Origin of the sequence: Alkanindiges illinoisensis, assembly GCF_004377485.1 — a bacterium.
In the GTDB taxonomy this organism is placed as follows: Bacteria; Pseudomonadota; Gammaproteobacteria; order Pseudomonadales; family Moraxellaceae; genus Alkanindiges; species Alkanindiges illinoisensis_A.
The window spans coordinates 1-25,148 of record NZ_SNTY01000047.1; the positions used below are offsets into that span (position 1 = coordinate 1).

Here is a 25,148-nt window from a genome sequence, read left to right on the forward strand (position 1 = left end):
ACTGAGGATCAGAAAGCTTGTTTGAATCGATGTATTTCATCCGCAGATTATGCACGAATGCTAAGAAATCCGGAGTGCAAATATTAACCAAAAAGAAGATCGTTTTTTGATTTATGAAAGAGATCTAATATTTCCAAGAAATTCTGCCAAGTGCTTCACTAAATTGTGATTTTTTGTAGTTTTAAAATTGAGCTGCCCGCCTAAACAAGGTTAAGATATAGTCAACAAGCAGTTTAGCCTGATCTAAAACTGCTTAACGGGGTAATGTTGCAAGATGCAATCTCAATTTTCATGGAGTTGGTTTAAAAATGATAAGTAAGCAAATTTTAGGGCAGGGTCTGTTAGTAGGTACTATGATCATGGCATTAACAGGGTGTGATAAAAAACAGGAACCCGTTAAGGCAACCGATGCACCTGCAGTACAACAAGCAGAGGCTAGTAACAAACATAAAAGTGAAAATGACCTATATATTGAGCGGTTAAATAAGGATGTTAAGGTTGAAAATCCGGATGCACTGCTGGATGAAGTGAATCAGGAAGCCAAAACTACCCCTTAAATTGGTAAGTTGTGCTTTATTTAGCCGTTAATGATTGATTTATGTTGAGTGCGGCTGAATATTGATCAATGAGGGCTTGCTCAAGCGGCCAGCTTTTTGTAATATGGCGACCTCGTTGCGGTGAGATGGGTGAGTGGCTGAAACCACGTCCCTGCTAAGGACGCATACCTGTTATGGGTATCGAGGGTTCGAATCCCTCTCTCACCGCCAATTTTATAATGTTTGCAAAACTTGATGTGTTTAATAAAACGACAGATAGTTAGCAAAAATTAAAAAGAAGTTGACGAGGCGCAAACTGCACTGTAGAATGCGCGACACAAAACGACGCGCCCATAGCTCAGCTGGATAGAGCACCAGGCTACGAACTTGGGGGTCGGGAGTTCGAATCTCTCTGGGCGCGCCATCTTCTTTCTTTAAAGAAGAAATAAATTAAAATAATTTACTGTCTAGTTCTATTGTTTATTCAAATTTTAAAATTAATTCCTCTTATTTAGCACTTATATATTCCTAGTTAACGAGCTCATTAATCCTATTTTTAAAATCTAATAGCCAGATTCATCACAACTTTTAAAAATTCTGATGATTCGCGTGTTGGCTTTTGTAACCCAAAGTCTTTTTTAGACAACTGTATATTGTTTAAAAAATATCCTGATGATAATTTTTCCGCAGTTTTCATGGAGCTGAAACTGGAAAATTATATGAAATACAATCAATCATGCTTAAAAAACACGCTATTTACCACGCTGGGCATAAGCGCTTTGGCGCTGCTGGGTAGTCAGGCTGCTTTGGCCGCCACCTCTAATCTAAATACACCGCCCAATAGCCAGCAGGTCTTTTTTGTGGGCAATAACTGGGATGGCACGGTGACGGTAATTCGTCCTTCTCAGGATTATGCCAGAATTGGTGTCATCAATATGGTGCCTGACCGGGCAGCACGCCTGCGGGAAATCTACCTGAACCCAGTCAAGCTGGTTGCCTATCAATATATCCGTAATACAGCAGGCGAGGGTAATGATCAACTGGTTGATGCCATGTATTCCACGCCAGATGGTCAGTCTGTGGTAGCCTCACGTCCCAGTTTTGCCGATGTGGTGTCCATTAATATTGCGACTGGCCAGATTAACTGGCGCACGCCGGTAGAAGGTTTCCGCGCTGATCACATGGCCGTGTCGCCTGATGGTAAGCGGGTGGCGGTGTCTGCTTCATCCGGCAATGTGGTGCAGGTGCTAGACATTAATACGGGCAAGGAGCTGGGTCGTTTTGCCACGGGCGACAAGCCGCATGAAAACATTTTCTTTAATGGCGGTAGCAGAATTTTAAACTCAGCAATTGGCAATGTGGAAACTTCACTGGATGCGCCCTGGCAGGATTTCACCAAGGGCAAGCGCTTTATTACTATTGCTGATGCCAATACCTATCAAATTATTAAAAAAATTGATTTTCGTCCAGCACTGGATGCAGCGGGGCGCAAGGACTTGTCCAATGCGGTACGGCCAGTGGTATTTAGTCCGGATGAAAGCAAACTGTATGCACAGGTTTCATTTTTTAACGGGCTGGTGGAGTATGATTTAAATCAGGACAAGGTGACACGGATTGCGCAATTGCCGGGTAGCAGCACCATTCCATCTGACCGCAGCAAGTGGGTGAATGATTCACGCCATCATGGCTTATCCATAAGTGGTAATGGTGAAAAGCTTTGTGTAGCAGGCACCATGGATGACTATGCCACCATTGTTGATCGTAAGACGCTAACGGCAGGCAAGCTGATTGGTGCGGGCAAACCCTACTGGGCTACCCAAAGTCCGGATGGCAAATACTGTGTAATTTCTGAGAGTGCAAATGATGTGGTTACCGTCATTGATTTTGAGACGGGTAACAAGATGCTGAGTGTGCCAGTGGGCAATCATCCGCAACGGGTTCGACTGGGTTATGCGCCCGCAGGCTGGTCAACGCGCTAATATAAAAAAGCTGGTTTATTCAGACAGACTGCATGTCTGTTTGAATAAACAGCATATTAGCGAGCACGGTCCATGGCATGCTGTACCGGAAACGATGATTGATATGGAGTATAGATAGTTAAAACCGCAAAAGCGGCCCAATTCATAAACGCTTGCAGTGCTGATCGCAGGTTATATAAAAGTTATGTGGGTTGATGGGGTGATTTTGCCTTTGCAAATGTGCGTTCCGGCTCGCCAAACAATCGGTCAAAAGCCCACTGAAATATAAAGGTATAGACCATAATCACTATCGTAAACCCAATGTCGGCAATAATGGCCTCTAGCAGGCTGATCTCAAGAAAATAAGCAATGACTGGCACGCCCACTACCAGCAGGCCGCCCTCAAAACCCAGAGCATGTAGTAAACGCTGTTTAAGACCTCGGGTATACCAGCCTTGCCGTACTTCCCATTTTTCAAAGCCATAGTTAAAAATCATGTTCCACAGCAGGGCAAGGATAGTCAGGCTCATCCCGAGCGCTGCACTATCCATGATAGCTTGCTTAAAACCTAGTGTCATAATAGGGATAAATAAACTTAGCAAGATGATTTCATAACTGATGGCCTGAATCACTCGCCGCTTAAGACCTTGCATAATTGCCTCTTGGATAAAACATGAGTGCTATTTTAAATAGTGTTATTTGATAGAAAAAGTGATTAACTTTCAGAAAAACTGAAAGGTTGATGCTATGAATGTCAGTAAGGAGCTGTTAAGCGTCTTTTTAGCAGCTATGGAAAAAGGCTCATTTTCAGCTGCAGCGCGCTATTTAAACCGCGCACCTTCAGCGGTAAGTATGGCAATTTCCAATCTGGAAGCAGAGTTAAACTTAAACCTGTTTGAGCGTAGCGGGCGTGAGCCTGTTTCTACTAAACAGGCACATGCTCTGGCTGCACAGGCACGCTTTCTGGTACAACAAATGCAGCAGTGGGAAGCGCAAGCATTGGCGCTATCACAGGGACTGGAAAGCAAGCTGAGTCTTGCTATTGAACCAGAATTGTTGTCCATGCACTGGGTAGATTATATTGCGCCAGTCGCCGCGCGTTTTCCGGCGCTGGACATTGAAATTATCACCGCGCCACATGAGGATGCCATGCACATGCTGCATGAGGGCAGAGTGCAACTCGCCTTGTTATATGAGCGCAGTGAGTTTGATGGCCGTGAAAGTTTTCGCGAGGTATTTAAAGAAGAACTGGTTGCGGTGGCTGCGCCCAGTCATGCCGTGTTGCAGCAGGCAGAAATGATTCATATGGACCAGCTAATGAACACGCGGCAAATTGTAGTGGCCAGCCGGGACAAGCCCCATCAGGCACCACGTTTGCTATGGTCGCATGTGTACTGGCGCACGGACAGCCATATTGCTGCTTTGAATTTAACCCTAGCAGGTCTGGGCTGGTCGATCTTACCACGCAGTTTCGTGGCACCTTATGTGGAAACCCGGCAATTGTATGTTCTGGAAATACAAAACCTGACCAATAGTTTTCCCCTGTGCATAGATTGGGTATGGTCACGTGAGCATACGCTGGGCATGGCGGCACAATATCTGGTCAGTCTGGTGGATCAGAAGCTGTAAAATGAATCTTTACTAAATCACGTAGCTGGTGGTGAAAAATAATTAAGCTGAACTGCGAACGGCTACAGCTTTTAGTGTAAAGCTTGGGTATGATTTGCGCATAACTAAAGGATTAAACACGGATATCTCGCAACGATGAATAAAACAAGCGCGGTGGCAGGTGCAGTGGTGGTAATCAGTGCAGGCTGGCTAGGGACTACCTGGTATAGCAGCCATCACATGGAAACCTATTACCAGAATACCATCCAGAAATTTAACGCCACCACCTTAAGTCCGGTCAGTATTAAACTTACGTCATTTAAGCAGGGCTTTTTTCAAAGTCGCGCCAACTGGGAAATTAGCCTGACGCTTGATCCCTGTCATCCTGACAATGCCATGGTGCTTACTGGGTATGATGAAATCCGCAATGGTTTTATTCCGTCATTAGGCTGGGCCAGTATTGATAGCCATATTATCTGGCCTGATAGTGTAGAAGCTAAGATTCGTGAAGTATTCAAGGGGCAGGAGCCTTTGACTATTCATTCACGGGTCAATGTGCTGGGCAGTATCAATACCACGCTAAAAAGCCCAGCAGCGCAATGGCAGGGCAAAGCCGTTCAGGTCAACTGGCAGGGCATGCAGGGCAGCCTTAAATTATCACCATCCAACAAAGTCAAATTTGATATCAGGGCACCCAAGTTACTGGTCAAGAATCTGGCTTCTAATAGCGACAGTATTTCTTTTGATGATTTGCGCTATCAGGGCGAACAAAAATCAGGGCAATCCAGATTACCGTTGGGCACTACCACGTTTTCACTGGACAGCATGCAGGCCAATCTGGCACAGCAGCAATGGGGCTTTCGTGATGTGAAGCTGAGCAGCAAGAATCAGGTTAACAAGGAGATGCTCTCAGCCGAGGCGAGTTATAAAGTGGATAAAATCCTGCTGGGTGAGCAAAATATTGGCAATTTTAAGGCCAACCTGTCACTGGGTCATATTCCGGTACAGGCTGCCCAGCAAAGTTATGTGGCCTTTAACCGCCTGCAACGCCAGTGCAACCCATCGGCTCAGGATATGTTAAAAGCACTTGAACCTGTGCTTAAGGAAGGTTTTCAGGTGAATTTAAGTCAGGCAGACCTGAATTTGTTCAAGGGTAAGGCACAAGCCAATGCACTGATTGTGATGCAGCCAATTGCAGCAGCATCCCAGCAGTCACCACAGCACATCCTGAAAAAAGTCATGGCCAATGGCAAAGTGCAGGTTTCTGACCAATTGCTAAGCGGTGTTTTTGAGCAGGTTAGCCAGCTCAAAGGTCAGCCGATTAGTCCGGCAGAAGCAGCCCAAACCGTGCAAATGCTCATGCAGGGTATGCTGCAACAGGGTTACTTTACCAAAACCGCGACAGGCTATCAGGCCACTTTTGCCTTAAGCGATGGCCAGCCCAATATCAATGGCAAGCCACTGGGTAATCGCACAGCAACAGGTGAGCTTTCAGCTACTCCGGCACCTGAAACGCATAAAACAGAAATGCATGAAACAGAAAGTATGCTGTCTGCTGCTGAGTAATGGGTTGTTAAAAAGCAAAAAGCTCAGAATGTTCTGAGCTTTTTTATGGGTAAAAGCAGGGTGGCAAGTGCGGTCAGCTATTAGCTAACATGAATGCCAAACAGGCCCAGCGCCTGTTCCGGGCCAAAACGGTACTGCGCATTACAAAACTGGCAGTCCATCTTGATTTCATTTTGCTCGTCCAGCAGTTCCTGTACAGTTTCCTGTCCCACCTGACGCAAAGCCTGTTCACAGCGCTCACGCGAGCATGTGCAACCAAAACTCAGGTTTTCCTGTTCCGGCAGGCGCACTTCTTCTTCGTTATACAAGCGGTACAGTACTTCCTGTGAGGGCAGGTAAATCAGCTCATCAGCTTTTAGGGTATTGGTCAGCAAAGTCAGACGCGGCCACAGGTCTTCATCCACCAGGGTTTCTTCTTCGTCATTGCGCGGCAATAACTGAATCAGCAGGCCACCCGCTTGCTCACCATCACAGGCTAGTGCTAGCCGGGTCGGGATTTGCGCAGACAGGTCATAATACTGGGTCAGGCATCCGGCCAGACTTTCTGCTTCCAGTGGCACAATGCCCTGATAACGCTCGCCATGTTCAGGTTCAATATTAATAAATAACACGCCATCTTTAAGTGTGCCCAGCGCCACATTGCCATTGTCGGCCTGCATTAGCACCGGATCATCATTCCATTCGGCCAGCGCACGTAGTTCGCCCAAATGATTGCATTCGGCCATGGCCCACTTGAGTGAACCGCTGCCCTGAATTTGCAGGCTCAGGCGACCCTTGATTTTCAGGGTGCTGGCCAGCAAGGCACTGCCCGCCAGCAATTCGCCCAGTAACAGCTCAATGGCTTTGGGGTAGTCACGCTGCTTGAGGATGGTGTGCAGAGTTTCTGCCAGATGTACCACCTCTCCACGCACAGGGCTATGTTCAATAAAAAAACGCTGACGAATATCGGTCATATTAATTCTCTCCACATGCAGTGTTTAATGGAGTTGCGGCTACTGAAAATCAAGGGGCCGATGACTGCTGACTTCTTTAGTGAGCAGAGTAATTGTGGGATATCTCGTCAATGATTGTTACTGATGTTTGCTTTCTGGGCCATGCTGGATATTCACGTCCCTGTTTTCCATGTCCATTTTGCGTGCTGTACGCATGTCGCTATCAAACAGGCTTTCCAGCTCCACCATGGCGGCACGGCTGCTTTCAATCAGTTGCTGTTCATCCTTGTAAATGGTTTGCTGATGACGCAGCAGGCTTTCATCATGCTCGCGGAACAGTTCAATCCCATCAAAGGCTTTTTTGTTATCAATGCCCAGACTCACCAGCGCCTCATAGGACATGCCCAGCGCAGACAAATAGGTTTCACGCCAGATGTGTTCTACACCGGCTTCGCGCAGGCGATACACATGCTGGCGATCCCGGGCGCGTGCCAGAATCTTGATGTGCGGATAGGCACGTTTGATGTACTTGGCCACTTGCGTGCAATCTTCCACTTCATCCATCGAGAGCACCAGCAGGCGTGCCTGAGCAATACCAGCCGCACGCAGGATTTCCGGGTTTTTGGGGTCGCCATAATAAACCGCATTACCAAACTTGCGCACAAAATCGACCTGATTGATATTTTTATCAATGGCAGTAAATTCAATGTTGTGCATACGCAGTAACCGTCCCACAATTTGTCCAATGCGGCCAAAACCGGCAATGATGACGCTATGCTCATTGTCGGGAATCTGGTCATATTTGGGCGAGACCTGCCGTTTTTTAAAAATCGGTTCGCCCCAGCGTTCCAGCACAAAAAAGGCCAGCGGGGTTAGCATCATCGACAGCGTGACAATTAAAGTCAGCGGTTCAACAATGCTGCGCTCCACAATCTGATACTGGCTGGCACTGTTAAACAGCACGAAGGCAAATTCGCCCCCCTGTGCCAGTGCAATGCCGAGCCGGATACTGGTTGACCATCGATAGCCATTTAAATGGGCAATAATGGCTAGCGTCAAAAACTTCAGCGCCATTAGGCCCAGCGCACCGCCAATAATAATCCATGGAATTTCACGCAGTAAATCCAGCTGGACGGTCATGCCAACAGTCATAAAAAACAGGCCCAGCAGCAAGCCCTTAAAGGGCTGAATACTCGCTTCCAGTTCATGCCGGTATTCCGAATCGGCCAGCAGCACGCCGGTTAGAAAAGCACCCAGCGTGGTGCTAATGTCCAGCAGGTTCATCAATTGCACCACCGCCAGCACAATAAACAGGGCAATCGCGGTAAGCAGTTCAGCGGCATCACTTTTGGCAATAAAGCGGAAAAAAGGCCGCATGACATAACGGCTAAACAGGAACAATCCTGAAAAAGCCGCCACAATGGCCGCAAAATGGGCAATGCCATGATGGGTGTCATTCATACCACTTATCAGCGGCAGTAAGGCCAGCAGCGGAATGACGGCCATATCCTGAAACAGTAAAATGGCAAAGGCTTGCCGCCCATGCGTACTGACCAGTTGCTGTTTTTCAGCCAGTAATTGCAATACAAACGCAGTGGACGACAGAGCCAGACCAAAACCAATCACCAGACTGGCATAAAAGCTTAAATCCAGAAACAGCCAGATCAGGGTGAGCAGCAGGGTTGCCGTAACGCCCACTTGCAGGCCACCCATTACAAAAATGGAACGGCGTAGTTCCCACAGGCGTTGTGGTCGTAATTCAAGGCCAATTAAAAACATCAGCATGATGACGCCGTATTCGGCCAGATGCATGATGGATTCGGGGTCGCGCTCAACTTTTAGGACATAAGGGCCAAGCAGAATGCCGGTAAACAAATAGCCCAGCACAGTGGCCAGTCCAAGGCGTTTGCCTAAAGGCACCAACAGCAGGGCAGCGCCCAGAAAAATTGTTATTTGCAGTAACAGCGGCATTGTCGTCATAACAACTAAAACATCTTTTATAGCAGTTTAGCGGCAAAGTTGCGGTAAAAATATGAAAATGGTCGCAAATTTTTGCTGAGGTTTAACCCAAGGCTGGCTTGATATCACTATATTGAGCTTAACTCATCTCCTGGGCATCAATGTCAATGCTACAGCGCACGCCACGACGTTCCGGCAGTTTACACACCTGTAGCCACCAGTGACCCAGCAGGTGATGCAGCAGACGGCGATCCTTACAGAAAATCAATGCGTGGGCTCGGAACACACCAGCCCGGCGTTCCATTGGTGCTGGCACTGGCCCCCAGATTTCAAGCGGTGGCTTTTCCAGTTGTTTTGCCTCAGGCTGGGCATACAGCAGGGTTAACACATGCTGTAGAAATTGCAGTGATTTTTCCGCTTGTGGGGTTTCAGCACGGATCAACGCGCAATAGCGATACGGTGGCAGCAGCATGGCCTTGCGTTCGGCCATGCAGGTTTTGGCAAAGGCAGCATAGCCCTGCTGGATTAAAATTTGCAGCAGCGGATTTTCTGGCTTAAAGGTTTGAATCAGCACCAGCCCGGCTTTTTGCCCACGGCCTGCACGCCCAGCCACTTGCATGATCAATTGTGCCGTGCGTTCCGGGGCACGAAAATCCACATTTAAAAAGCCGCCGTCCACATCGAGAATGGCCACCAGCGTGACATGCGGAAAGTGATGCCCCTTGGCCAGCATTTGCGTGCCCAGCAAAATGGCGCCTTTTTCCTGATGCGCGCGCTCGTAAATCCGCTCCCAGCTGCCCACCCGGCTGGTACTGTCGCGATCCACCCGCAGTATATCCGTATCGGGGAATAATTCCTTTAAACCCTCTTCCAGCCGCGCCGTGCCCATACCCGTTGGTGTTAGTGTCGTGGACTGGCAGGAGGGGCAAGCAGCGGGCAGGCGACTTTGATAATTGCAGTGATGGCAATGCAGGTGTTCGCTGGGCTGACGGTGTACGGTCAGGTGTGCATCGCAGCGCGGACAATCAGCCTGCCACGCACATTGTGGACACAGCAGCACAGGGGCATAACCGCGCCGGTTTAAAAAAATCAGTACCTGTTCCTGTTTTTTTAAACGCTGCTTGATGGCATCAATCAAATCACGGGCCAGGCCATGCTCGCGCGGCTGGTTTTTCAGGTCTATTAACTGGATTTTGGCCAGTGCAGCATTGCCGGCGCGCTGGGTTAGTTTCAATGACAGCAGCTTGCCTTCTTCAACCAGATGCAGGCTTTCCAGACAAGGGGTGGCCGAGCCTAAAATCACCGGACAGGATTCACGATGGCCGCGGCACAGTGCCACATCACGCGCGTGATAGCGAAAGGTATCCTGCTGCTTGAAGGACACATCATGTTCTTCATCAATAATAATCAGCCCCAGCTTGGGCATGGGTGTAAACACAGCCGAGCGCGTACCAATCACAATTTGTGCCCGGCCGGTTTGTGCGGCTTGCCACGCCTGCAAGCGCGCCACGTCGGTTAGGTTGGAGTGCATGGCCACAATTTCACACTGAAAACGTGAGCGGAAACGATCCAGTGTTTGCGGCGTTAAGCCAATTTCCGGCACCAGTACCAGTACCTGCTGGCCTGCTTCCAGCACAGGTTGCATGGCTTGCAGGTACACTTCGGTTTTACCGCTACCCGTGAGGCCATCCAGCAAAATGCCCTTAAAGCTAGCCAAATGCTGCTTGATGGTATCAATCGCCAGTTGCTGTTCATCATTTGGAATAAGCGGCAGTTCGGCCAGTTTCACCGGATGCGTCTGATGCTCGGTTTTTTGCAAAAAGCATTCGGCCAGTCCTTTTTCCTGCAACAGTTGCAACTGCTTTTTACTGGCACCCATCAGCAGTAGAGCACTTTCAGGCGCGCCAGGTTCATCGTGCAGTTTTAGCAGGTCAAAGGTTTCTAGTTGTTTTGGCGCACGCTTAAGGGCTTCGCGTTCGGCAGTTGCAGTTAAGCGCCAGTATTGTGCCAGCAGATTGTAAGGACGACCCTGACGCAGCAGCGTAGGCAGGGCACAACTGATTACTTCGCCAATTGGATAATGATAATAGCTGGCTGCCCAGTGCAGGAGTTTTAGCATAGATTCCGGTAGCAGGCTTTCATCATCCAGCACCGTATGAATCGTTTTAAGTTTGTCAGGCTGAATGCCGTCATTGGTGGCTTGCCCCAGATAAATCCCCACCAGCTCACGCTTGCCAAACGGTACGCACACCCGGCAACCCGGTGCAAACGGCCATTGCGCCAGCAAAGCATCCGGCACCAGGTAGCTAAATACATCAAACAGCGGCACGGGCAGCGCCACCTGAATAATGATGGGTCCTTTTGCAGGTGTCTCATCTGGAACAGCAACGTGCCCTAACAAATCTGGCTGATCCTGATTTTTTGTCTTTTGTGCATTGCCTTCAGCAGTGTTTTGGGTAAAAACCTGCTGTCCAAGTGATGTCATTAAGCTACTCCAGTTCAGGGCATTTTATGCTGAATTGCAGTCGTGGGAAAAGCGGTTTTCCAGCGAAATGGATAGCAGGTTGGTTTGGTAAAATGTGCGTGAATCCGGATAATTTGAGACAGTGCCAGCAAAATCAGCAGGCACAGCTCAATTGACGTCAAGAGCCACAGCGCTTGGCTTAAGAAAAATAATTTTATGGCTGGCAATGTCTTTCTATTTGCTTATAAAGCCACCATAATCCATTCCATCATTCTGGATTGATTTGAGCAATAACCGCAAATGCCTGCATATCAGTTTACTGCTGTAGACAGTATCGGAAAGCAACATAAAGGTGTGCTGGAGGGGGACTCTGCCCGCCAGATTCGCCAGCAGTTGCGTGATAAAAGCTGGATGCCGGTACTGGTCGAGCCGCTTGAGGAAAACAAAACCAGTAGTGGCAGCCAGCGTTTTTTTCAAAAAGGCTTAAGTGCCTATGATCTGGCACTGATGACCCGGCAGTTGAGCGTATTGATTGCAGCCGGCATACCCTTGGAAGAAACCTTGCGCTCGGTGGCACGGCAAACTGAAAAACGCCATGTGCAAAGCCTGCTGCTGTCGGTGCGCGCCAAGGTGATGGAAGGTCATTCGCTGGCACAGGGTTTCCGGCAGGCAGGCAAGTTTCCACCACTGTATATTGCCACCATTGCAGCGGGCGAAAAGTCAGGCCATCTGGATCTGATTTTAAACCAACTGGCGGATTACACCGAAAACCGCTTTGCCATGCAAAAGAAAATTCAGGGTGCCATGATTTATCCGGTGCTGCTGATGGTGATGTCGTTTGCCATTGTGATGGGCCTGATGACCTATGTGGTGCCGGATATTGTCAAGGTGTTTGCCAATACCAAGCAGGCGCTGCCATTTATCACCCGTGCGCTGATGGCCATGAGTGCGTTTATCCGTGTGGCCTGGCCATTTTTGCTGGTAGGAACCATTGCCTTTGTGGTGGTGCTGGTGCGGTTTGTACGGACAGAACCGGGTCGTTATGCGCTGGATCGCCTGACCTTGCGCTTGCCGTTGTTTGCCAAATTGAGCAAAGGCATTAATTCCGCCCGCTTTGCCAGCACATTGTCGATTTTGACCCAATCCGGCGTGCCACTGGTTGAAGCCCTACATATAGGGGCTGCGGTATCCAGTAACTGGCTGATCCGTGATGCCGTACAACAGGCTGCCGTTAAAGTGACCGAAGGCGGCGCACTGGCCACCCAGCTGGAGCGTAGCGGCTATTTTCCACCCATGATGGTACAAATGATCCGCAGTGGTGAAGCCTCTGGTGAGCTGGACAATATGCTGGCGCGTGCTGCCAACATGCAGGATCGTGAAGTGACCACGCTGATTAGTACGTTGCTAGCCCTGCTGGAACCACTGATGCTGATTTTTATGGCCGGTATTGTGCTCACCATTGTGATGGCCGTCATGCTGCCGATTGTGAATATGAACAATCTGGTTTGATGCTGTTAAAGATTGTATGGTTCGAATCGCAGGTCATGGCATCTGCCAGAATTTAGGCTACAATCAGCCAAGCTCAACATGGTTCTATTTTGCATAAGCATATCTTGAACCCTTGTATTTTGGAAAAACAGAGTAATGAAAAAATCGATAACTAAAGGCCGTTATGCCATGCAGCGTAGTGCCCAGCAAGGCTTTACCTTGATCGAAGTGATGGTGGTGGTGGTGATTTTGGGTATTCTGGCGGCCCTGATTGTACCCAATGTCATGGGCCGTGGTGAAAAGGCCAAGGTAGACACCACCAAAATTACTTTGGCCAACGTGGCCAGTGCGCTGGATCAGTACAAGCTGGATAACCAGAAATATCCGACCACGCAGCAAGGCCTTGATGCGCTCATCAATCAGCCTGCTGGTGCCAAAAGCTGGATGGCTGGCGGTTACTTAAAAGGTGGCATGCCAAAAGACAGCTGGGACAACGATTTGCAATATGTATCGCCGGGTTCCAGTGGCCGTCCGTATGACCTGTATTCCTTTGGTGCCGATGGCAAGGAAGGCGGTGAAGGCAACGATGCTGACCTATATTTTGAAAAGTAAACTTAGAAAACTGGTTTAATAAGTTCTTGTTTTACTCAAAAAGCTGCTCACCTCAAGCAGCTTTTTTTATTAGCCAAAATGCAACTGAAAGCCGGAATCATTCTTGTTTTTAAGGCTGCCTGAATTCTTGAGTTTGTCTAAGTTCTTAAAAGCACCCAGTTTCTTAGCCATGATAGTCACAAAATAAAAGCCAAAAACTAAACCAGAACAATAGGCTTAGGCTAGTGCTTACGGAATAATAGCTTTACAACAAAAGCTGCATTATCAAGGAAAGTAGGCATGAAAATTTTCTGGCTTCATGATCAACTGGATCAGTTGCATTGGCAGGTATTAAAAAATTCCTTGCTGACTTTACTGTTGTTGCCACTGATAAATCTGGGGCATGACTTTATTCAGCAGTTCCATAAGGCTGACCAGATTGTGGTTTATTTTTATGCGCTTAGTTTTGCCACAGTGGCTTTTATTCTGGCTTTTTATGGTGCGCTAAAAACGCTGCATATCGGTTTAGCCCTTACAACCAGTCGGTTAGAGCAGTATATGCTTTATGGCTATCGCCATTTGCCCATGCTGTGCTTAGCAGGAATTTTGATTTATTTCAGTTTGTATCTTTTTTAAAAGAAATGTAATTTATTTCAAAGGGTTGCAACTAGTTAAATGTATTTCAGCTTTTACAAGTACTACTAATTATAAAAAATTATTATGATTCAATCAGTTAACTCTACCTTTAAAATAAAATCAACCTAAAAAATAAAATTTAATCGGAAAAAACGATTAAATCAAAAAATAATTACTGTTTGAACAATTGTAAAACTGGGCTTACTCTTAGCCCTGCATCCACTCTTACCATACATTGAAACTTAGGGAGCACGATTAATGAGCTTGATTAATACCGAAGTAAAACCATTTAAAGCGACTGCTTATCACAACGGCAACTTTATTGATGTATCCGAAGCTGACCTGAAAGGCAAATGGTCGGTTGTATTTTTCTACCCAGCGGATTTTACCTTTGTTTGCCCAACCGAGCTGGGTGATCTGGCCGACAACTACGAAGAATTCAAGAAACTGGGTGTAGAAATCTATTCTGTTTCTACCGATACCCACTTTACCCACAAAGCCTGGCACGACACCTCTGACGTAATTGGCAAGCTGCAATACCCAATGATTGGCGACCCAACCTGGACACTGGCCCGTAACTTTGATGTACTGATTGAAACTGATGGTCTGGCTGATCGTGGTACATTCGTGGTTGACCCGGATGGCAAGATTCAGATCGTTGAAATCACTGCCGGTGGTATTGGCCGTGATGCTCAGGAACTGCTGCGCAAGGTAAAAGCTGCCCAGTACGTGCATGCGCATCCTGGTGAAGTATGCCCAGCCAAGTGGAAAGAAGGTGATGAAACACTGGCACCTTCCATTGATCTGGTTGGTAAGATCTAAGCTGGCTTAATCAATTGATCCATACATTGTGATCAGTTGATGGCATAGCTTGAAATAAAAATCCGCCTTGCATGGGTTACCAACAAGGCGGATTTTTGTTTTTAGGCATTTTGATTTAATAAAAATTTTAGGTGGATTTTTAAGCCTGTTTTGTAGCAAGTACTTGAAGATAGATTGCTGTGCTTATACATCCCTCTATGGGAGCACCCTGCCAGTAAATATTTTATAAAATTAATTCATCTAGAAATTCGATTAATTTTATAAAATTATTCTGTTTTACCAATCATGAAAGCTGGTCTAAGATAACCCTATTGAAGAATTAACTGCAACTTTGGAGATTGATAGATGTTAGAACAAGCTATTAAAGACCAACTGGCCACCTATTTACAGCGTCTGGAAGCCCCCATTGAAATCGTGGCTTCATTGGATGAGTCAGATAAAGCAGGCAAGATTCGTGAGTTTGTGACTGAGGTTGCCAGCCTGTCAGATCAGGTGACTGCACGTTTTGATGGCACAAACAGCCGTCGTCCCAGCTTTGGTATTGCAAAAATCGGTGAGCAGCCACGGGTACATTTTGCTGGCTTGCCCATGGGCCATGAATTCACTTCGTTAATTCTGGCATTGCTACAGGTGAGTGGTTATGCGCCCAAGATTTCTGATGAATTACTCAATCAGATTAAGGCACTGAACTTAAGCTCCAATCTGGAAGTGTTTGTATCCTTAAGCTGCCATAACTGTCCTGATGTGGTACAGGCGCTGAACCTGATTGCCATTTATAATCCCGGCACACAAGCCACCATGATTGATGGCGCGTTTTTTCAGCAGGAAGTAGAACAGCGCCAGATTCTGGCAGTGCCAATGGTATTTAAGGATAGTGAACAGTTTGGTCAGGGTCGCATGACGCTGGAAGAAATTGTCACCAAGCTGGATGCCAACAGTGGAGCGCGTGATGCTGAAAAAATCAATGCCAAAGACGTATTTGACGTGCTGGTAGTCGGTGGTGGCCCGGCAGGTGCAGCCGCTGCTGTGTATGCCGCACGTAAGGGCATCAATACTGGCGTAGTGGCAGAGCGCTTTGGCGGACAGGTGCTGGATACGCTGGCCATTGAAAACTTTATTTCCGTAGCAGAAACCGAAGGACCAAAACTGGCGGCAGCCCTGGAACAACACGTGCGTGCTTATGATGTGGATATCATGAACCTGCAACGTGTCAAACAGCTTAAAACCGGTGATCTGGACGACTTGATTGAAATTGAGCTGGAAAATGGCGCAACCTTAAAAAGCCGTACTGTGATTTTGTCGACTGGCGCACGCTGGCGTGAAATGAACGTGCCGGGTGAGGAACAATATAAAACCAAAGGCGTGGCATTTTGCCCACACTGTGATGGTCCGCTGTTTAAGGGCAAGCGTGTGGCCGTCATTGGCGGTGGTAATTCTGGCGTGGAAGCGGCCATTGACCTGGCCGGTATTGTAAAAGAAGTCACCTTGCTGGAGTTTGATGGCAAGCTGCGTGCGGATGCCGTGTTGCAAAAGAAACTCGCCAGCCTGCCAAACGTGCGGGTGATTACCAGTGCACAAACCACTGAGGTGCTGGGTGATGGCCAAAAAGTCACCGGTTTAGTGTATAAAGACCGTATTGGTGATTCACTCAATACCATTGAGCTGGAAGGTATTTTTGTGCAAATTGGCTTATTGCCTAACACCGACTGGCTTAAAACCAGTGGCGTTGAGCTGTCCCCACGCGGCGAAATTGTAGTGGATGCGCGTGGTGAAACCTCAGTGCCTGGTGTGTTTGCAGCGGGTGATGCCACCACCACACCGTACAAGCAAATCATTATTGCAACCGGTGAGGGTGCCAAAGCGGCGTTAAGTGCCTTTGATTATTTGATCCGTAGTAATTAGAATTAGTTACTGAGATAACTAAGCTGGGTAATGTGCCCAGCTTAATTTTTATAAGAAATGGAAGCATAATTTATGACAGAAATAATAAAGTTATTCCATTTGGGATTTTGGCGCTTTGAATTAGTTTTTCTGCTAATAGTTCTTGGAATATTTTTAAATTATTTTTCCATTAGAAGGGCTTATCAAAAGTATCCATTAAATCAAATGGGAAATAAAGTGATTTGGGTTTTTGCATTTTTATTTGGAGGATTAATGGGATTATTCTTATATGAAGTTAATAGTAATTTTGTGTCTTATATCTCACTTTGCTTATGGGCACCTTATATGTCAGTTAGAAAAGGTTTCTACAGTATAGGAAGATAGTATGGAGATTTTTTTAGCTTTATCCAATATTGGTATTACAATTCTTTTGATCCTATTTATCTATTATTTTATAACAAATAAATATGCTGATTACTTTGTTATAAGCTCACTCATATTGATCTGGCTGCTTAGCTTTATTTTATATATGGTGGAATATCCTATTATAAGTAAACTATAAAAAATATAGTTTTTAGAGTGTAGGGTTTCCATGTACCATAGCTGAACGTCAAGTTGTGTCTTAATGATCTTGTTAGTTAAATGACGCACATGTATAAATCATTACAACAATAACAGCCGTGAAGAAAATCATGCATGCTCATTTGCCCAGTATAAATCTTGATGCATTACCAAAAATTCTAAAACCACTGGAACAAGGCCTTCAAAACAGCTTAAAGCCTTATCTTGCGCTTGAAGCCGAGCTGGCTAGCCAGCTTAGCTTATGGCAAAGCAAGTTTGGGAGCTTGCCATATTTTCCAAAAGATCAGGCTTATCCTGTAGATAGTGAAGGCACGCCACTGATATTACTGGCACAATTTAATTTTGCTGAATTGCCCGCACTGGAAAATTTTCCCGAGCAAGGCATTTTACAGTTTTATATTGCCGCTGATGATGACTTGTATGGTGCTGACTTTGACCAGCCGTTTAATCAGGATGGTTTCCAGGTGCTGTATTTTGAAAACGTGATCGCGGATGAAAGCCAGCTAATCAGTGATTTTAGCTTTTTGCCGCAGCAGGAAGATCGTTTAACGCCCTTTACTAAACAATACAGTTTGCACGCCACGCTCAAGCAGGCACCAGTTTCTTTAAGTGACTTTTCATTTGCCCGCTTTATGCAGCGTGAGCCTTATGGCGGTGATGACGCTGACCAGTTTTATGAAACGTACCATGACCATTTTGGCAGCACTGGCCATAAACTTGGGGGCTATCCGTTTTTTACCCAGGCTGATCCACGGCAATATGACGAGAACATTCAGGACTATGTTTTACTGTTCCAGATGGATAGTGATTATGACTATCAGGATGGCGAGCAGGGGAAGGATATTATGTGGGGCGATGTTGGTGTGGCCAACTTCTTTATCCGGCCAGAAGATTTAAAAAATAAGGATTTCTCCAAGGTACTGTACAACTGGGATTGCTCATAACAAGCCTGACACGCTTGCCAGAGTCTTGATTGGTACAGGGCTTAGTCTCAGGAGCGGGACTGATAAAACCACCAGCCCGCATACAGGGCGGCAAGCCATAGCACAATGATAGCTGCTGCGCCCACATAACTGACTGGTCTGGCTTGCTTGTTGGTGATCCATTGCTCTGCCTGTATCCGGCATTCATCAATGATGGGTGGGGGCAGTAATTTAATTGCCAGCCAGATAAAAGCAGGCAGTAGCAGCACATCATCCAGATAGCCCAATACAGGAATAAAATCAGGAATCAGGTCAACCGGGCTTAAGGCGTACGCCACAGTGATAATACAAAGCAGCTTGACCAGCCACGGCGTTGCAGGATGGCGCTGGGCAAACCAGAGCATAATGACATCACGTTTTAGACGCTTGGCCCATAATTTAATTGAATTAAAAAATGTCATGCTTTGTGCCTTTGCTGGTTATGGTCATTCTACCAAGTCATCGCGGTTTGTAAAATTTTAAGCGGTTAAATCTTGTTGATAAAATAGCCCACTTAATTATTTTTAAGCATGGATGATTTTTATCATGGATCACTGATGCTGCACTGGAAAACTGCATAGCAATAAAAAAGCCAGACAGTGGGTGTCTGGCCTTAAAAAAGCGCTGGTTAAAAGAGCACAGCTTTTAGTGATAAAAGCCTAAGATTAAACCTTGGCCTTAAGCCTGTGCGGGCAAATCAAACCACAGCAAATGCGCATCAGTATCGGCAATAATTTCGGCATTGCCTTCAAACACAATGGCATCCCCGGTTTGCACCACACTGTCATTGACCCGAACCTTTCCTTCAATCACATGCAGGTAATTGAGGGCTTTTTGTGGTGCCAGTGCCAGGGTTTTGCCTTCATGAAGGTAAGCCGCTGAAATGACAGCGTCCTGACGGATAAACAGCGGGGTATCCTGCGTTGGCGATACAATATGATGCCACTGGTTGGGCTGATCCCTTGGATCAAGCTTTACCTGCTGGTAAGTTGGCTCAGCATTGCGCACATTGGGATATAGCCAGATTTGTAGCAAATGCACCGGCTGGTCAGTGGCGTTCATTTCACTGTGCTGTACGCCTGTTCCTGCGCTCATCAGTTGCCATTCACCCGCAGGAATATGCTCAATGTTACCCATGCTGTCCTGATGGCTTAAGCGGCCAGACAACACATAGGTCAGGATTTCCATGTTGTCATGTCCGTGGCGGCCAAAACCCTGATTGGCAGCAATAATATCTTCATTAATGACGCGCAGGGCAGACACGCCCATATAACGTGGATCTTGCCAGCTGCCAAACGAAAAGCTGTGTTTGGTGTCCAGCCAGCCCGCCTTGATATGACCACGATTTTCGCTTTTATGAATATAGCTGTTCACCTTGTTCTCCGGACTATTTATCGTTGCGATAAGTCTATTATGCGGATATTAAATCAGGCGACAAGGTACATTTTTGCAACGCTGCGTTGAAGCAATGTTTAATGATTGGCAACAGATTTAGGGGTTAATTGGAGAGGATTCATTTTTTAAGTTTTATGTTATATTATAACATTTGTGATTTAATGACGATCAATGCCATGCTAAAGCCGATTGTGCAGGCAAGCGCTATTCAAGCCGTACCAACCCATATCATTACCGGTTTTTTAGGCGCCGGAAAAACCACAGTGCTGAATGGCTTGCTGGCACAAAAGCCAGTAGGTGAAACCTGGGCAGTGCTCATGAACGAGTTTGGCAAAATTGGCGTGGATCAGGCGTTAATTCGCCAGCAGGATGGAATTGCCATTAAGGAAGTGATCGGCGGTTGCCTGTGTTGTACCAGTCAGTTGCCCATGCAGGTGGCACTATCCCGGCTGTTGCAGCAAACCAAGCCGGATCGCCTGTTTATCGAGCCCACGGGTTTGGCGCATGCTGATCAATTGATTGACCAGCTTGGTCAGGCGCACTGGCAAACCAGCCTGCAATTACAGGCTGTGGTATGTGTGGTTAGTGCAGCCATGTTGCTGGACGCGCGCTATCGCCAGCACAGTATCTTGCTCAGTCAACTGGAAGTGTCAGACATTTTGCTGGTTTCACACGCAGATGAGATGCAGCCAGCACATGAACAAGCCATGCAGCAGCTTATTGCGCAATATCCCAAGTTTGAGCAGCAGGTTTATCTGATTGAGCAGGGCAGGCTGGACTTTCAATATATTAACTATCGCCCTGCACATCACTCTATACAACCACGACCTTTGCTGAATCCGGTTATTGTTGGTCAAAAGCCTATTGGCCCCAAGTCTTTTGGCCATAAGTTGCTTGAATTAACCGAGCAGCCAGCAGATTCCAGTACCAGTGCGCTGGAACCGCCCTTTCATTATGTAGAGCAGGCCATAGGCCATGAGGTGGCAGGCTGGTGTTTGCCTGCCGTATGGCAATTTGAACAAAAGGCCTTAATTGATTGCCTGTTAACCGCCAGTAACTGGTTACGCATTAAAGGGGTGGTGCATACTGAGCAAGGCTGGATTGCCATTAATTTTAGCCCAACTCAGCTGAATTATCACAGCCATGACGGGTTTGGTGATAACCGACTAGAAATTATTGTTACCACTGAAAATAGCACAGAAAAATCAAGCAATACCACGGATTGGCAGACGTTTGAGCGCAAGTTACTGGCCTGCCTGCGCTCACCACAGGTTGAACAATTGATGCCTTAGTGCTTATTCAGCATAGGCATAGGCGCCGCCTTTTTGCAGGGCACGCTGGTAGGCTGGGCGCGCATGAATTCGATTGAGGAAATCCACCAGTCTTGGATATTGTTGCTTAAGGTTGGTGCGCTGGGACGCCGCTTCGAGTGGAAAACTAAGCTGGATATCTGCTGCTGAAAACGTATCGCCCACAAACCAGCCGGATGGTTGCAGTTCATTGCTTAAATAATCCAGATGCAGTTTTAATTGCGGATCAATATAAGCACCCAGCACCCGCTCAGTAATCTTGCGGGCAATCGGCCGTGCAAAAAATGGCATTTTCTGTTTGGGAATCTGGTTAAAAATTAGTTTCATTACCAGCGGTGGCATGGCAGAGCCTTCTGCATAATGCATCCAGTAATCATAACGGATGCGTTCCGGGGTATTGTCGGCAGGCATCAGACCGCCATTTCCGTAGGTTTTTACCAGATAATCAATAATGGCCGCGGATTCTGCCAAGGTGATATTTCCCATGGGATTGCCATCATCGGTAATTACAGGTGATTTGCCTAGCGGATGCACGGCTTTCAGTTCTGGCGGTGCCAGCATGGTTTTAGCATCACGCTGGTAAAACTTGATCTGGTAGGGAATCTCCAGTTCTTCCATTAGCCACAAGATTCGCTGCGAGCGAGAGTTATTCAAGTGATGCAGGGTAATCATGGTGTTGTCCTATTTTTGGTTCTGCGCTGTGTGGCAAATTAGCGTCGTCGTGGCGAACTACTGCGCTTCACCCAACCACCCAGCAATAACAGCAGACCACTAATAATTAAAATCGGCCAGTCGCCAAAACGCATGTAAGGGGTACTGCCCTGCATGGCTGGCAAGTCACCGCGTAATACCCCACGCACGTCCTGCTTGAGCATACGTTCAATGTGGCCTTGTGGATTGATAAAGGCTGTTACGCCAGTATTGGTGGCACGGATAAACCAGCGCCCATTTTCCTTAGCACGCATTTGTACCATTTGCAGGTGTTGCCACGGGCCATCAGTACCCGTAAACCAGGCATCATTGGACAGTGTCACCAGAAAATCACTGCGCTGTGCATTGTTGCGGGTCAGGTTGGGATAGGCCACTTCATAGCAAATCGCAGCAGCCAGACGATGTCCTTTCACATTTAATGGCTTTTGATGACTGCCACCTGCGCTAAAGCTAGTCATGCTCACGTCATTTTTAAGCGAGGGCAGTACCCATTTTAGGGTACCTGATAATGGCACATATTCACCAAATGGCACCAGTCGCTGCTTTTTATACAAGCCATGCGAGTCCTTGCCAGCCGCCATAATGGCATTATAAAACTCATCATAGCTGTTGGTGGCCGGGTTATAGGTATTTAATTCGGCATACGGAATACCAGTCACCCATGCGGAATTGGACTGCGCCGCATGCTTTGCTACGGCATCAATAAACGGTTGCACATCGGCCTGAAACAAAGGAATGGAGGATTCCGGCCAAACCACCAGATCACGTCCCCATTCCTTTTGGCTTAAGGTGGCATAAATGGCCAGTGTTTCGCCCTGATATTCCGTCAGCCATTTTAAATCTTGTGGAATATTGCCCTGAATCAATGACACCGTTAGCGGTGTAGACTTTTTTGGGCTGGTCCATTGCACTTGCCCCAAACCAACGGCAATCACCACTAATAACAGAGAAGGCAAAGCCCAGAACAGGCGGCCTCTGGCAATTTCTATTAAACTGGCAGCAATAAAAATTACCACAAACGATACGGCATAAATACCAGCCAGCGGCGCAAAATTATCCAGTTGATAAGTAGTAAACGCATACCCGGCAAACAGCCACGGAAAGCCGGTAAAAATCCAGGTCTTGGTCCATTCGGCAAACACCCACAGCGGGGCAAATGTGAGCGGGCTATGGCCAAAAAATCGCCGATACAGTGCTGCCTGAATTGCATTGAACAGGCCCATGCCAAGCCCCACAAAAGCAATCATACCAAGGGCCAGCGGCATAGGCGTATCGCCATACACATGAATCGAGGTGTATAGCCAGAATCCACCCACCGTCCATAAGCCAAAACCATAGCTTTGACCAATCCAGAAGGCCTGTTTGGTGCTACGGTTATTGAGCAGCACATAAAAAATGGCAGGAGAAATTAGCGCAAACCACCACCATTCATACGGTGATAGCGATAGTGGCAGCATGGCACCAGCCAGCAGCGCAAAAATCATGGCACTGATTAACGGCAGTTTGGGATCATTGGCACTTTTGCGGGATTTGCTGTTTTTTTTATTTAAGCGTGCAAATACATTTCTCATGCTTTTACAGCTCTAACCAGAATGATGCTGCGGGCATCCGCCTGCAAAATCTTGAACGTCCACTCATTCAGGTTGACCACCTGGCCTTCCAGATCGCTCACGCGACCAATTTCCTGCAACAGCAGGCCGCCAATGGTTTCCACCTCTTCAGTGGAAAACTCTGCACTTAATACATCATTAAAATGCTCAATCGGGGTTAAGGCCTGTACCAGCCAGGCACCAGAGACTTCATGGTCTGGCACGATATATTCGGCCAATGGGTCATCAACATCATGCTCGTCTTCAATCTCACCCACAATTTCTTCCAGCAGATCTTCCAGCGTGACGATGCCAGATGTTGTCCCGTATTCATCCACCACAATGGCAATATGGGTTTGGGTGTGCTTGAGCATGCGTAGCACCTGATCGGAACGCGCGGTTTCTGGCACAAACACCGGCTGGCGCATCAGGCTTTTCACATCAATCAGCTGGCCAGTCTGACCCAGCACGGGCAGCAAATCCTTGGCCAGCAAAATACCCACCACAGTGTCCTGCTCGCTGGCAGAAAACACCGGGAAACGGGAATGCGCCGATTCAATCAATACCGGCAAAATATCCAGCAGGGCGTCGTCTTCAGACAGACTCACAATAGCAGGGCGCGGCGTCATGATTTCGCGGATCTGGGTGGCAGGCAAATCCAGCACGCCTTCCAGCATATCCACCGTATCAGGCTCTAAAAACCGCCGTGAATCGTGTACCAGCTTCATGAGTTCATCACGGGTTTCCGGTGCCGTGGATAGCCACTTTTTCAAGCCACGCATTGTCCACGATGAGCCTTGCGGTACGGTATCCCTCACCTCAGCCATTTTTAAATCTCAAGTCAAAAACAAAAAAAGGATGGGCTATCATAGCCGAGCCTGCTGGTTCTTGCATTAAACTTGTTGCCTAAACCGTATGTACTCGGTAAGAGGCAGTGGGCATTGGCACGCTGCCATAAGCGCACGGAAATTTACAAATGATTAATGCTATGATGGCAGGCATGTTCAACCTGTCAACCTAAACCTGTCCAATTGATCATGCCTGAAAACTCTTCAAACCCTGCCGACAACCTAACCCTGGATAACGCCCATCTGGATAGCATTCATCTTGACACCAGCGGGCTAAATTGCCCTGAACCTGTCATGATGCTGCATCAGGCCATGCGAAAAAGCCAGTCTGGCCAGATCATTCATGTCGTGGCAACTGATCCTTCAACCACGCGTGATATTCCCAAGTTTTGCCTGCATCTGGGCCATGAACTGCTTGGCCAGCACCAGCAGGACAATAACGGAAAGACGCAGTATCTGTTTGATATCAAGAAAAAATAAAGGGCACAGCTTTACCAGATTATGCTGTTGGCAATATATACGCCTGAATAAGCCACATGATTTATCAATAAAGTTTGTAAATAAAGGCTGGTTTTTACCAGGCTTGGCAGATAGGCAATTGACCTGCTGTCATGGTTCATCCACTATAATCCGATCATGTGTTCGGATTCAATTGGGGTGTTTTATGGTTAGAAAGCCACAGCAAACCCGTGCCAAAATCACTGTTGATGCCATTATTGAAGCAGGATTCATTTGCATGGTGGAGCGCGGCATGGAGGGCACGACCACGCGGCATATTGCTGAAATTGCTGGGATTAGCGTGGGTTCACTGTACGAATACTTCAGGAACAAGGAAGCAATTTACGCGGCTATGGGTCGGCATTTCACTGATGAAGTGCTGATGATGCTCAAAAATGTTGCCCCATTGCTGGTTCAGGTGGAGCTGGAACAGGCGCTTGAAATCATGTTTTATGAGTTCAGTAATTTGCTCAAGCGTGACAATGAGCGTTACCTGAAATGCGTGCGTTATGTGGGCGCATTGGAATATGAGCAATACGTGGACAAGATGGAACAGGGCCTGATGGAACTGATCATGCGTTATGTGATGAACAATCCCAAATATCTACGCGTACCGAATATTCCGGCAATGGCCTACATTTGCATCAATAGCGGGATTTTTCCAATTATCCGTCACCTGATTATGCCCAATCCCAATATCAGCTTTGATGACATGATCAAGGGTGTGACCCGCATGATTGTTAGCTATGTCAATGCTGAACTGGCTGAAAGTGCCAAGAACACTGAACAGCAAAACTAGCGCAGGCAAGGGC

At 47.2% G+C, this 25,148-nt stretch carries 23 protein-coding genes and 2 tRNA genes; 16 read left to right on the forward strand and 9 right to left on the reverse strand.

The window, feature by feature from the left end; all coding sequences use genetic code 11:
• Positions 1–359 precede the first annotated feature (359 nt).
• The 4 genes from E2B99_RS10270 to E2B99_RS10285 all read left to right on the forward strand — a co-directional run bounded on the left by E2B99_RS10270 (position 360) and on the right by E2B99_RS10285 (position 2,515).
• A complete protein-coding gene (locus E2B99_RS10270) occupies positions 360–557 on the forward strand; it encodes a hypothetical protein (protein WP_134244862.1) in 198 nt (65 codons plus the stop codon).
• Positions 558–676: 119 nt separating this feature from the next.
• A tRNA-Ser gene (locus E2B99_RS10275) sits at positions 677–767 on the forward strand.
• 116 nt (positions 768–883) lie between these two features.
• Positions 884–960 (forward strand) — tRNA-Arg (locus E2B99_RS10280).
• A gap of 295 nt (positions 961–1,255) precedes the next feature.
• Positions 1,256–2,515: a YncE family protein gene (locus E2B99_RS10285; RefSeq protein WP_134244863.1), complete on the forward strand. Its 1,260-nt coding sequence runs from the start codon at positions 1,256–1,258 to the stop codon at positions 2,513–2,515.
• Between the two features lie 182 nt (positions 2,516–2,697).
• Here E2B99_RS10285 and E2B99_RS10290 read toward each other — a convergent pair whose 3' ends face one another.
• Complete coding sequence (locus E2B99_RS10290; protein WP_134244864.1) at positions 2,698–3,147, reverse strand: PACE efflux transporter; 450 nt, start codon at positions 3,145–3,147, stop codon at positions 2,698–2,700.
• Between the two features lie 94 nt (positions 3,148–3,241).
• Between E2B99_RS10290 and E2B99_RS10295 the strand changes: the two genes are divergently transcribed.
• Positions 3,242–4,123: a LysR family transcriptional regulator gene (locus E2B99_RS10295; protein ID WP_134244865.1), complete on the forward strand. Its 882-nt coding sequence runs from the start codon at positions 3,242–3,244 to the stop codon at positions 4,121–4,123.
• Positions 4,124–4,258: 135 nt separating this feature from the next.
• Entirely contained in the window at positions 4,259–5,668 is a 1,410-nt protein-coding gene (locus tag E2B99_RS10300) for a YdgA family protein (protein WP_134244866.1), read from the forward strand.
• 80 nt (positions 5,669–5,748) lie between these two features.
• Here E2B99_RS10300 and hslO read toward each other — a convergent pair whose 3' ends face one another.
• The 3 genes from hslO to E2B99_RS10315 form a co-directional block, all read right to left on the reverse strand.
• Entirely contained in the window at positions 5,749–6,621 is an 873-nt protein-coding gene (gene hslO / locus E2B99_RS10305) for an Hsp33 family molecular chaperone HslO (RefSeq protein ID WP_134244867.1), read from the reverse strand.
• Between the two features lie 117 nt (positions 6,622–6,738).
• On the reverse strand, positions 6,739–8,571 hold the full coding sequence (locus tag E2B99_RS10310; RefSeq protein WP_134244983.1) for a monovalent cation:proton antiporter-2 (CPA2) family protein: 1,833 nt from the start codon (positions 8,569–8,571) through the stop codon (positions 6,739–6,741).
• Between the two features lie 127 nt (positions 8,572–8,698).
• Positions 8,699–11,044, reverse strand: a complete 2,346-nt coding sequence (locus tag E2B99_RS10315; protein ID WP_134244868.1) for a primosomal protein N' — start codon at positions 11,042–11,044, stop codon at positions 8,699–8,701.
• 279 nt (positions 11,045–11,323) lie between these two features.
• Between E2B99_RS10315 and gspF the strand changes: the two genes are divergently transcribed.
• From gspF to E2B99_RS10350, 7 genes are all read left to right on the forward strand, one after another.
• Positions 11,324–12,532: a type II secretion system inner membrane protein GspF gene (gene gspF, locus E2B99_RS10320; protein WP_134244869.1), complete on the forward strand. Its 1,209-nt coding sequence runs from the start codon at positions 11,324–11,326 to the stop codon at positions 12,530–12,532.
• A gap of 135 nt (positions 12,533–12,667) precedes the next feature.
• The gene (gspG, locus tag E2B99_RS10325) at positions 12,668–13,123 is read left to right on the forward strand and encodes a type II secretion system major pseudopilin GspG (protein ID WP_276320936.1); all 456 of its coding nucleotides are present in this window, start codon (positions 12,668–12,670) and stop codon (positions 13,121–13,123) included.
• A 279-nt stretch (positions 13,124–13,402) separates the two neighbouring features.
• Positions 13,403–13,738, forward strand: coding sequence for a hypothetical protein (locus E2B99_RS10330; protein WP_134244870.1), 336 nt, complete (start codon positions 13,403–13,405; stop codon positions 13,736–13,738).
• Between the two features lie 258 nt (positions 13,739–13,996).
• Positions 13,997–14,560 (forward strand): alkyl hydroperoxide reductase subunit C, encoded by a 564-nt coding sequence (gene ahpC / locus E2B99_RS10335; protein ID WP_134244871.1) that lies wholly within the window; start codon positions 13,997–13,999, stop codon positions 14,558–14,560.
• Positions 14,561–14,905: 345 nt separating this feature from the next.
• Positions 14,906–16,462 carry an alkyl hydroperoxide reductase subunit F gene (gene ahpF, locus E2B99_RS10340; protein ID WP_134244872.1) on the forward strand — a complete coding sequence of 519 codons (1,557 nt, stop codon included), beginning with the start codon at positions 14,906–14,908 and terminating at the stop codon, positions 16,460–16,462.
• Between the two features lie 72 nt (positions 16,463–16,534).
• A complete protein-coding gene (locus E2B99_RS10345; RefSeq protein WP_134244873.1) occupies positions 16,535–16,825 on the forward strand; it encodes a hypothetical protein in 291 nt (96 codons plus the stop codon).
• A gap of 308 nt (positions 16,826–17,133) precedes the next feature.
• Entirely contained in the window at positions 17,134–17,967 is an 834-nt protein-coding gene (locus tag E2B99_RS10350) for a YwqG family protein (RefSeq protein WP_134244874.1), read from the forward strand.
• 47 nt (positions 17,968–18,014) lie between these two features.
• On the opposite strand, the gene E2B99_RS10355 is transcribed toward E2B99_RS10350, so the two are convergent.
• The gene (locus E2B99_RS10355; protein WP_134244875.1) at positions 18,015–18,407 is read right to left on the reverse strand and encodes a YkvA family protein; all 393 of its coding nucleotides are present in this window, start codon (positions 18,405–18,407) and stop codon (positions 18,015–18,017) included.
• A 256-nt stretch (positions 18,408–18,663) separates the two neighbouring features.
• Complete coding sequence (locus tag E2B99_RS10360; RefSeq protein ID WP_134244876.1) at positions 18,664–19,359, reverse strand: pirin family protein; 696 nt, start codon at positions 19,357–19,359, stop codon at positions 18,664–18,666.
• A gap of 182 nt (positions 19,360–19,541) precedes the next feature.
• Here E2B99_RS10360 and E2B99_RS10365 point away from each other — a divergent pair, with 182 nt between their 5' ends.
• Entirely contained in the window at positions 19,542–20,672 is a 1,131-nt protein-coding gene (locus E2B99_RS10365; RefSeq protein WP_240687806.1) for a CobW family GTP-binding protein, read from the forward strand.
• A gap of 3 nt (positions 20,673–20,675) precedes the next feature.
• Here the strand turns inward: E2B99_RS10365 and E2B99_RS10370 are convergent, their stop codons facing one another.
• The 3 genes from E2B99_RS10370 to E2B99_RS10380 are packed head-to-tail and all read right to left on the reverse strand — an operon-like array spanning position 20,676 to position 23,817.
• The gene (locus E2B99_RS10370; protein WP_134244877.1) at positions 20,676–21,362 is read right to left on the reverse strand and encodes a glutathione S-transferase; all 687 of its coding nucleotides are present in this window, start codon (positions 21,360–21,362) and stop codon (positions 20,676–20,678) included.
• Between the two features lie 38 nt (positions 21,363–21,400).
• A complete protein-coding gene (lnt, locus tag E2B99_RS10375) occupies positions 21,401–22,972 on the reverse strand; it encodes an apolipoprotein N-acyltransferase (RefSeq protein ID WP_134244878.1) in 1,572 nt (523 codons plus the stop codon).
• On the reverse strand, positions 22,969–23,817 hold the full coding sequence (locus E2B99_RS10380; protein ID WP_205669671.1) for a CBS domain-containing protein: 849 nt from the start codon (positions 23,815–23,817) through the stop codon (positions 22,969–22,971). Before E2B99_RS10380 ends, lnt begins: the two co-directional genes overlap by 4 nt.
• A gap of 210 nt (positions 23,818–24,027) precedes the next feature.
• On the opposite strand from E2B99_RS10380, the gene tusA reads away from it, so the two are divergent.
• Both tusA and E2B99_RS10390 read left to right on the forward strand, forming a co-directional pair.
• A complete protein-coding gene (gene tusA / locus E2B99_RS10385) occupies positions 24,028–24,318 on the forward strand; it encodes a sulfurtransferase TusA (protein WP_134244879.1) in 291 nt (96 codons plus the stop codon).
• A gap of 184 nt (positions 24,319–24,502) precedes the next feature.
• Complete coding sequence (locus E2B99_RS10390) at positions 24,503–25,135, forward strand: TetR/AcrR family transcriptional regulator (RefSeq protein ID WP_134244880.1); 633 nt, start codon at positions 24,503–24,505, stop codon at positions 25,133–25,135.
• Positions 25,136–25,148 lie beyond the last annotated feature (13 nt).

Excerpts from the sequence above, each read along its gene's own strand:
- E2B99_RS10330 (WP_134244870.1), top strand. The coding sequence starts at position 13,403 with ATGAAAATTTTCTGGCTTCATGATCAACTGGATCAGTTGCATTGGCAG.
- tusA (WP_134244879.1), top strand. The coding sequence starts at position 24,028 with ATGCCTGAAAACTCTTCAAACCCTGCCGACAACCTAACCCTGGATAAC.
- E2B99_RS10295 (WP_134244865.1), top strand. The coding sequence starts at position 3,242 with ATGAATGTCAGTAAGGAGCTGTTAAGCGTCTTTTTAGCAGCTATGGAA.
- E2B99_RS10345 (WP_134244873.1), top strand. The coding sequence starts at position 16,535 with ATGACAGAAATAATAAAGTTATTCCATTTGGGATTTTGGCGCTTTGAA.
- E2B99_RS10270 (WP_134244862.1), top strand. The coding sequence starts at position 360 with ATGGCATTAACAGGGTGTGATAAAAAACAGGAACCCGTTAAGGCAACC.
- E2B99_RS10310 (WP_134244983.1), bottom strand. The coding sequence starts at position 8,571 with ATGCCGCTGTTACTGCAAATAACAATTTTTCTGGGCGCTGCCCTGCTG.
- gspF (WP_134244869.1), top strand. The coding sequence starts at position 11,324 with ATGCCTGCATATCAGTTTACTGCTGTAGACAGTATCGGAAAGCAACAT.
- E2B99_RS10300 (WP_134244866.1), top strand. The coding sequence starts at position 4,259 with ATGAATAAAACAAGCGCGGTGGCAGGTGCAGTGGTGGTAATCAGTGCA.
- E2B99_RS10355 (WP_134244875.1), bottom strand. The coding sequence starts at position 18,407 with ATGACATTTTTTAATTCAATTAAATTATGGGCCAAGCGTCTAAAACGT.
- E2B99_RS10290 (WP_134244864.1), bottom strand. The coding sequence starts at position 3,147 with ATGCAAGGTCTTAAGCGGCGAGTGATTCAGGCCATCAGTTATGAAATC.
- hslO (WP_134244867.1), bottom strand. The coding sequence starts at position 6,621 with ATGACCGATATTCGTCAGCGTTTTTTTATTGAACATAGCCCTGTGCGT.
- gspG (WP_276320936.1), top strand. The coding sequence starts at position 12,668 with ATGAAAAAATCGATAACTAAAGGCCGTTATGCCATGCAGCGTAGTGCC.
- ahpF (WP_134244872.1), top strand. The coding sequence starts at position 14,906 with ATGTTAGAACAAGCTATTAAAGACCAACTGGCCACCTATTTACAGCGT.
- ahpC (WP_134244871.1), top strand. The coding sequence starts at position 13,997 with ATGAGCTTGATTAATACCGAAGTAAAACCATTTAAAGCGACTGCTTAT.
- lnt (WP_134244878.1), bottom strand. The coding sequence starts at position 22,972 with ATGAGAAATGTATTTGCACGCTTAAATAAAAAAAACAGCAAATCCCGC.
- E2B99_RS10380 (WP_205669671.1), bottom strand. The coding sequence starts at position 23,817 with ATGGCTGAGGTGAGGGATACCGTACCGCAAGGCTCATCGTGGACAATG.
- E2B99_RS10285 (WP_134244863.1), top strand. The coding sequence starts at position 1,256 with ATGAAATACAATCAATCATGCTTAAAAAACACGCTATTTACCACGCTG.
- E2B99_RS10390 (WP_134244880.1), top strand. The coding sequence starts at position 24,503 with ATGGTTAGAAAGCCACAGCAAACCCGTGCCAAAATCACTGTTGATGCC.
- E2B99_RS10315 (WP_134244868.1), bottom strand. The coding sequence starts at position 11,044 with ATGACATCACTTGGACAGCAGGTTTTTACCCAAAACACTGCTGAAGGC.
- E2B99_RS10370 (WP_134244877.1), bottom strand. The coding sequence starts at position 21,362 with ATGATTACCCTGCATCACTTGAATAACTCTCGCTCGCAGCGAATCTTG.
- E2B99_RS10365 (WP_240687806.1), top strand. The coding sequence starts at position 19,542 with ATGACGATCAATGCCATGCTAAAGCCGATTGTGCAGGCAAGCGCTATT.
- E2B99_RS10350 (WP_134244874.1), top strand. The coding sequence starts at position 17,134 with ATGCATGCTCATTTGCCCAGTATAAATCTTGATGCATTACCAAAAATT.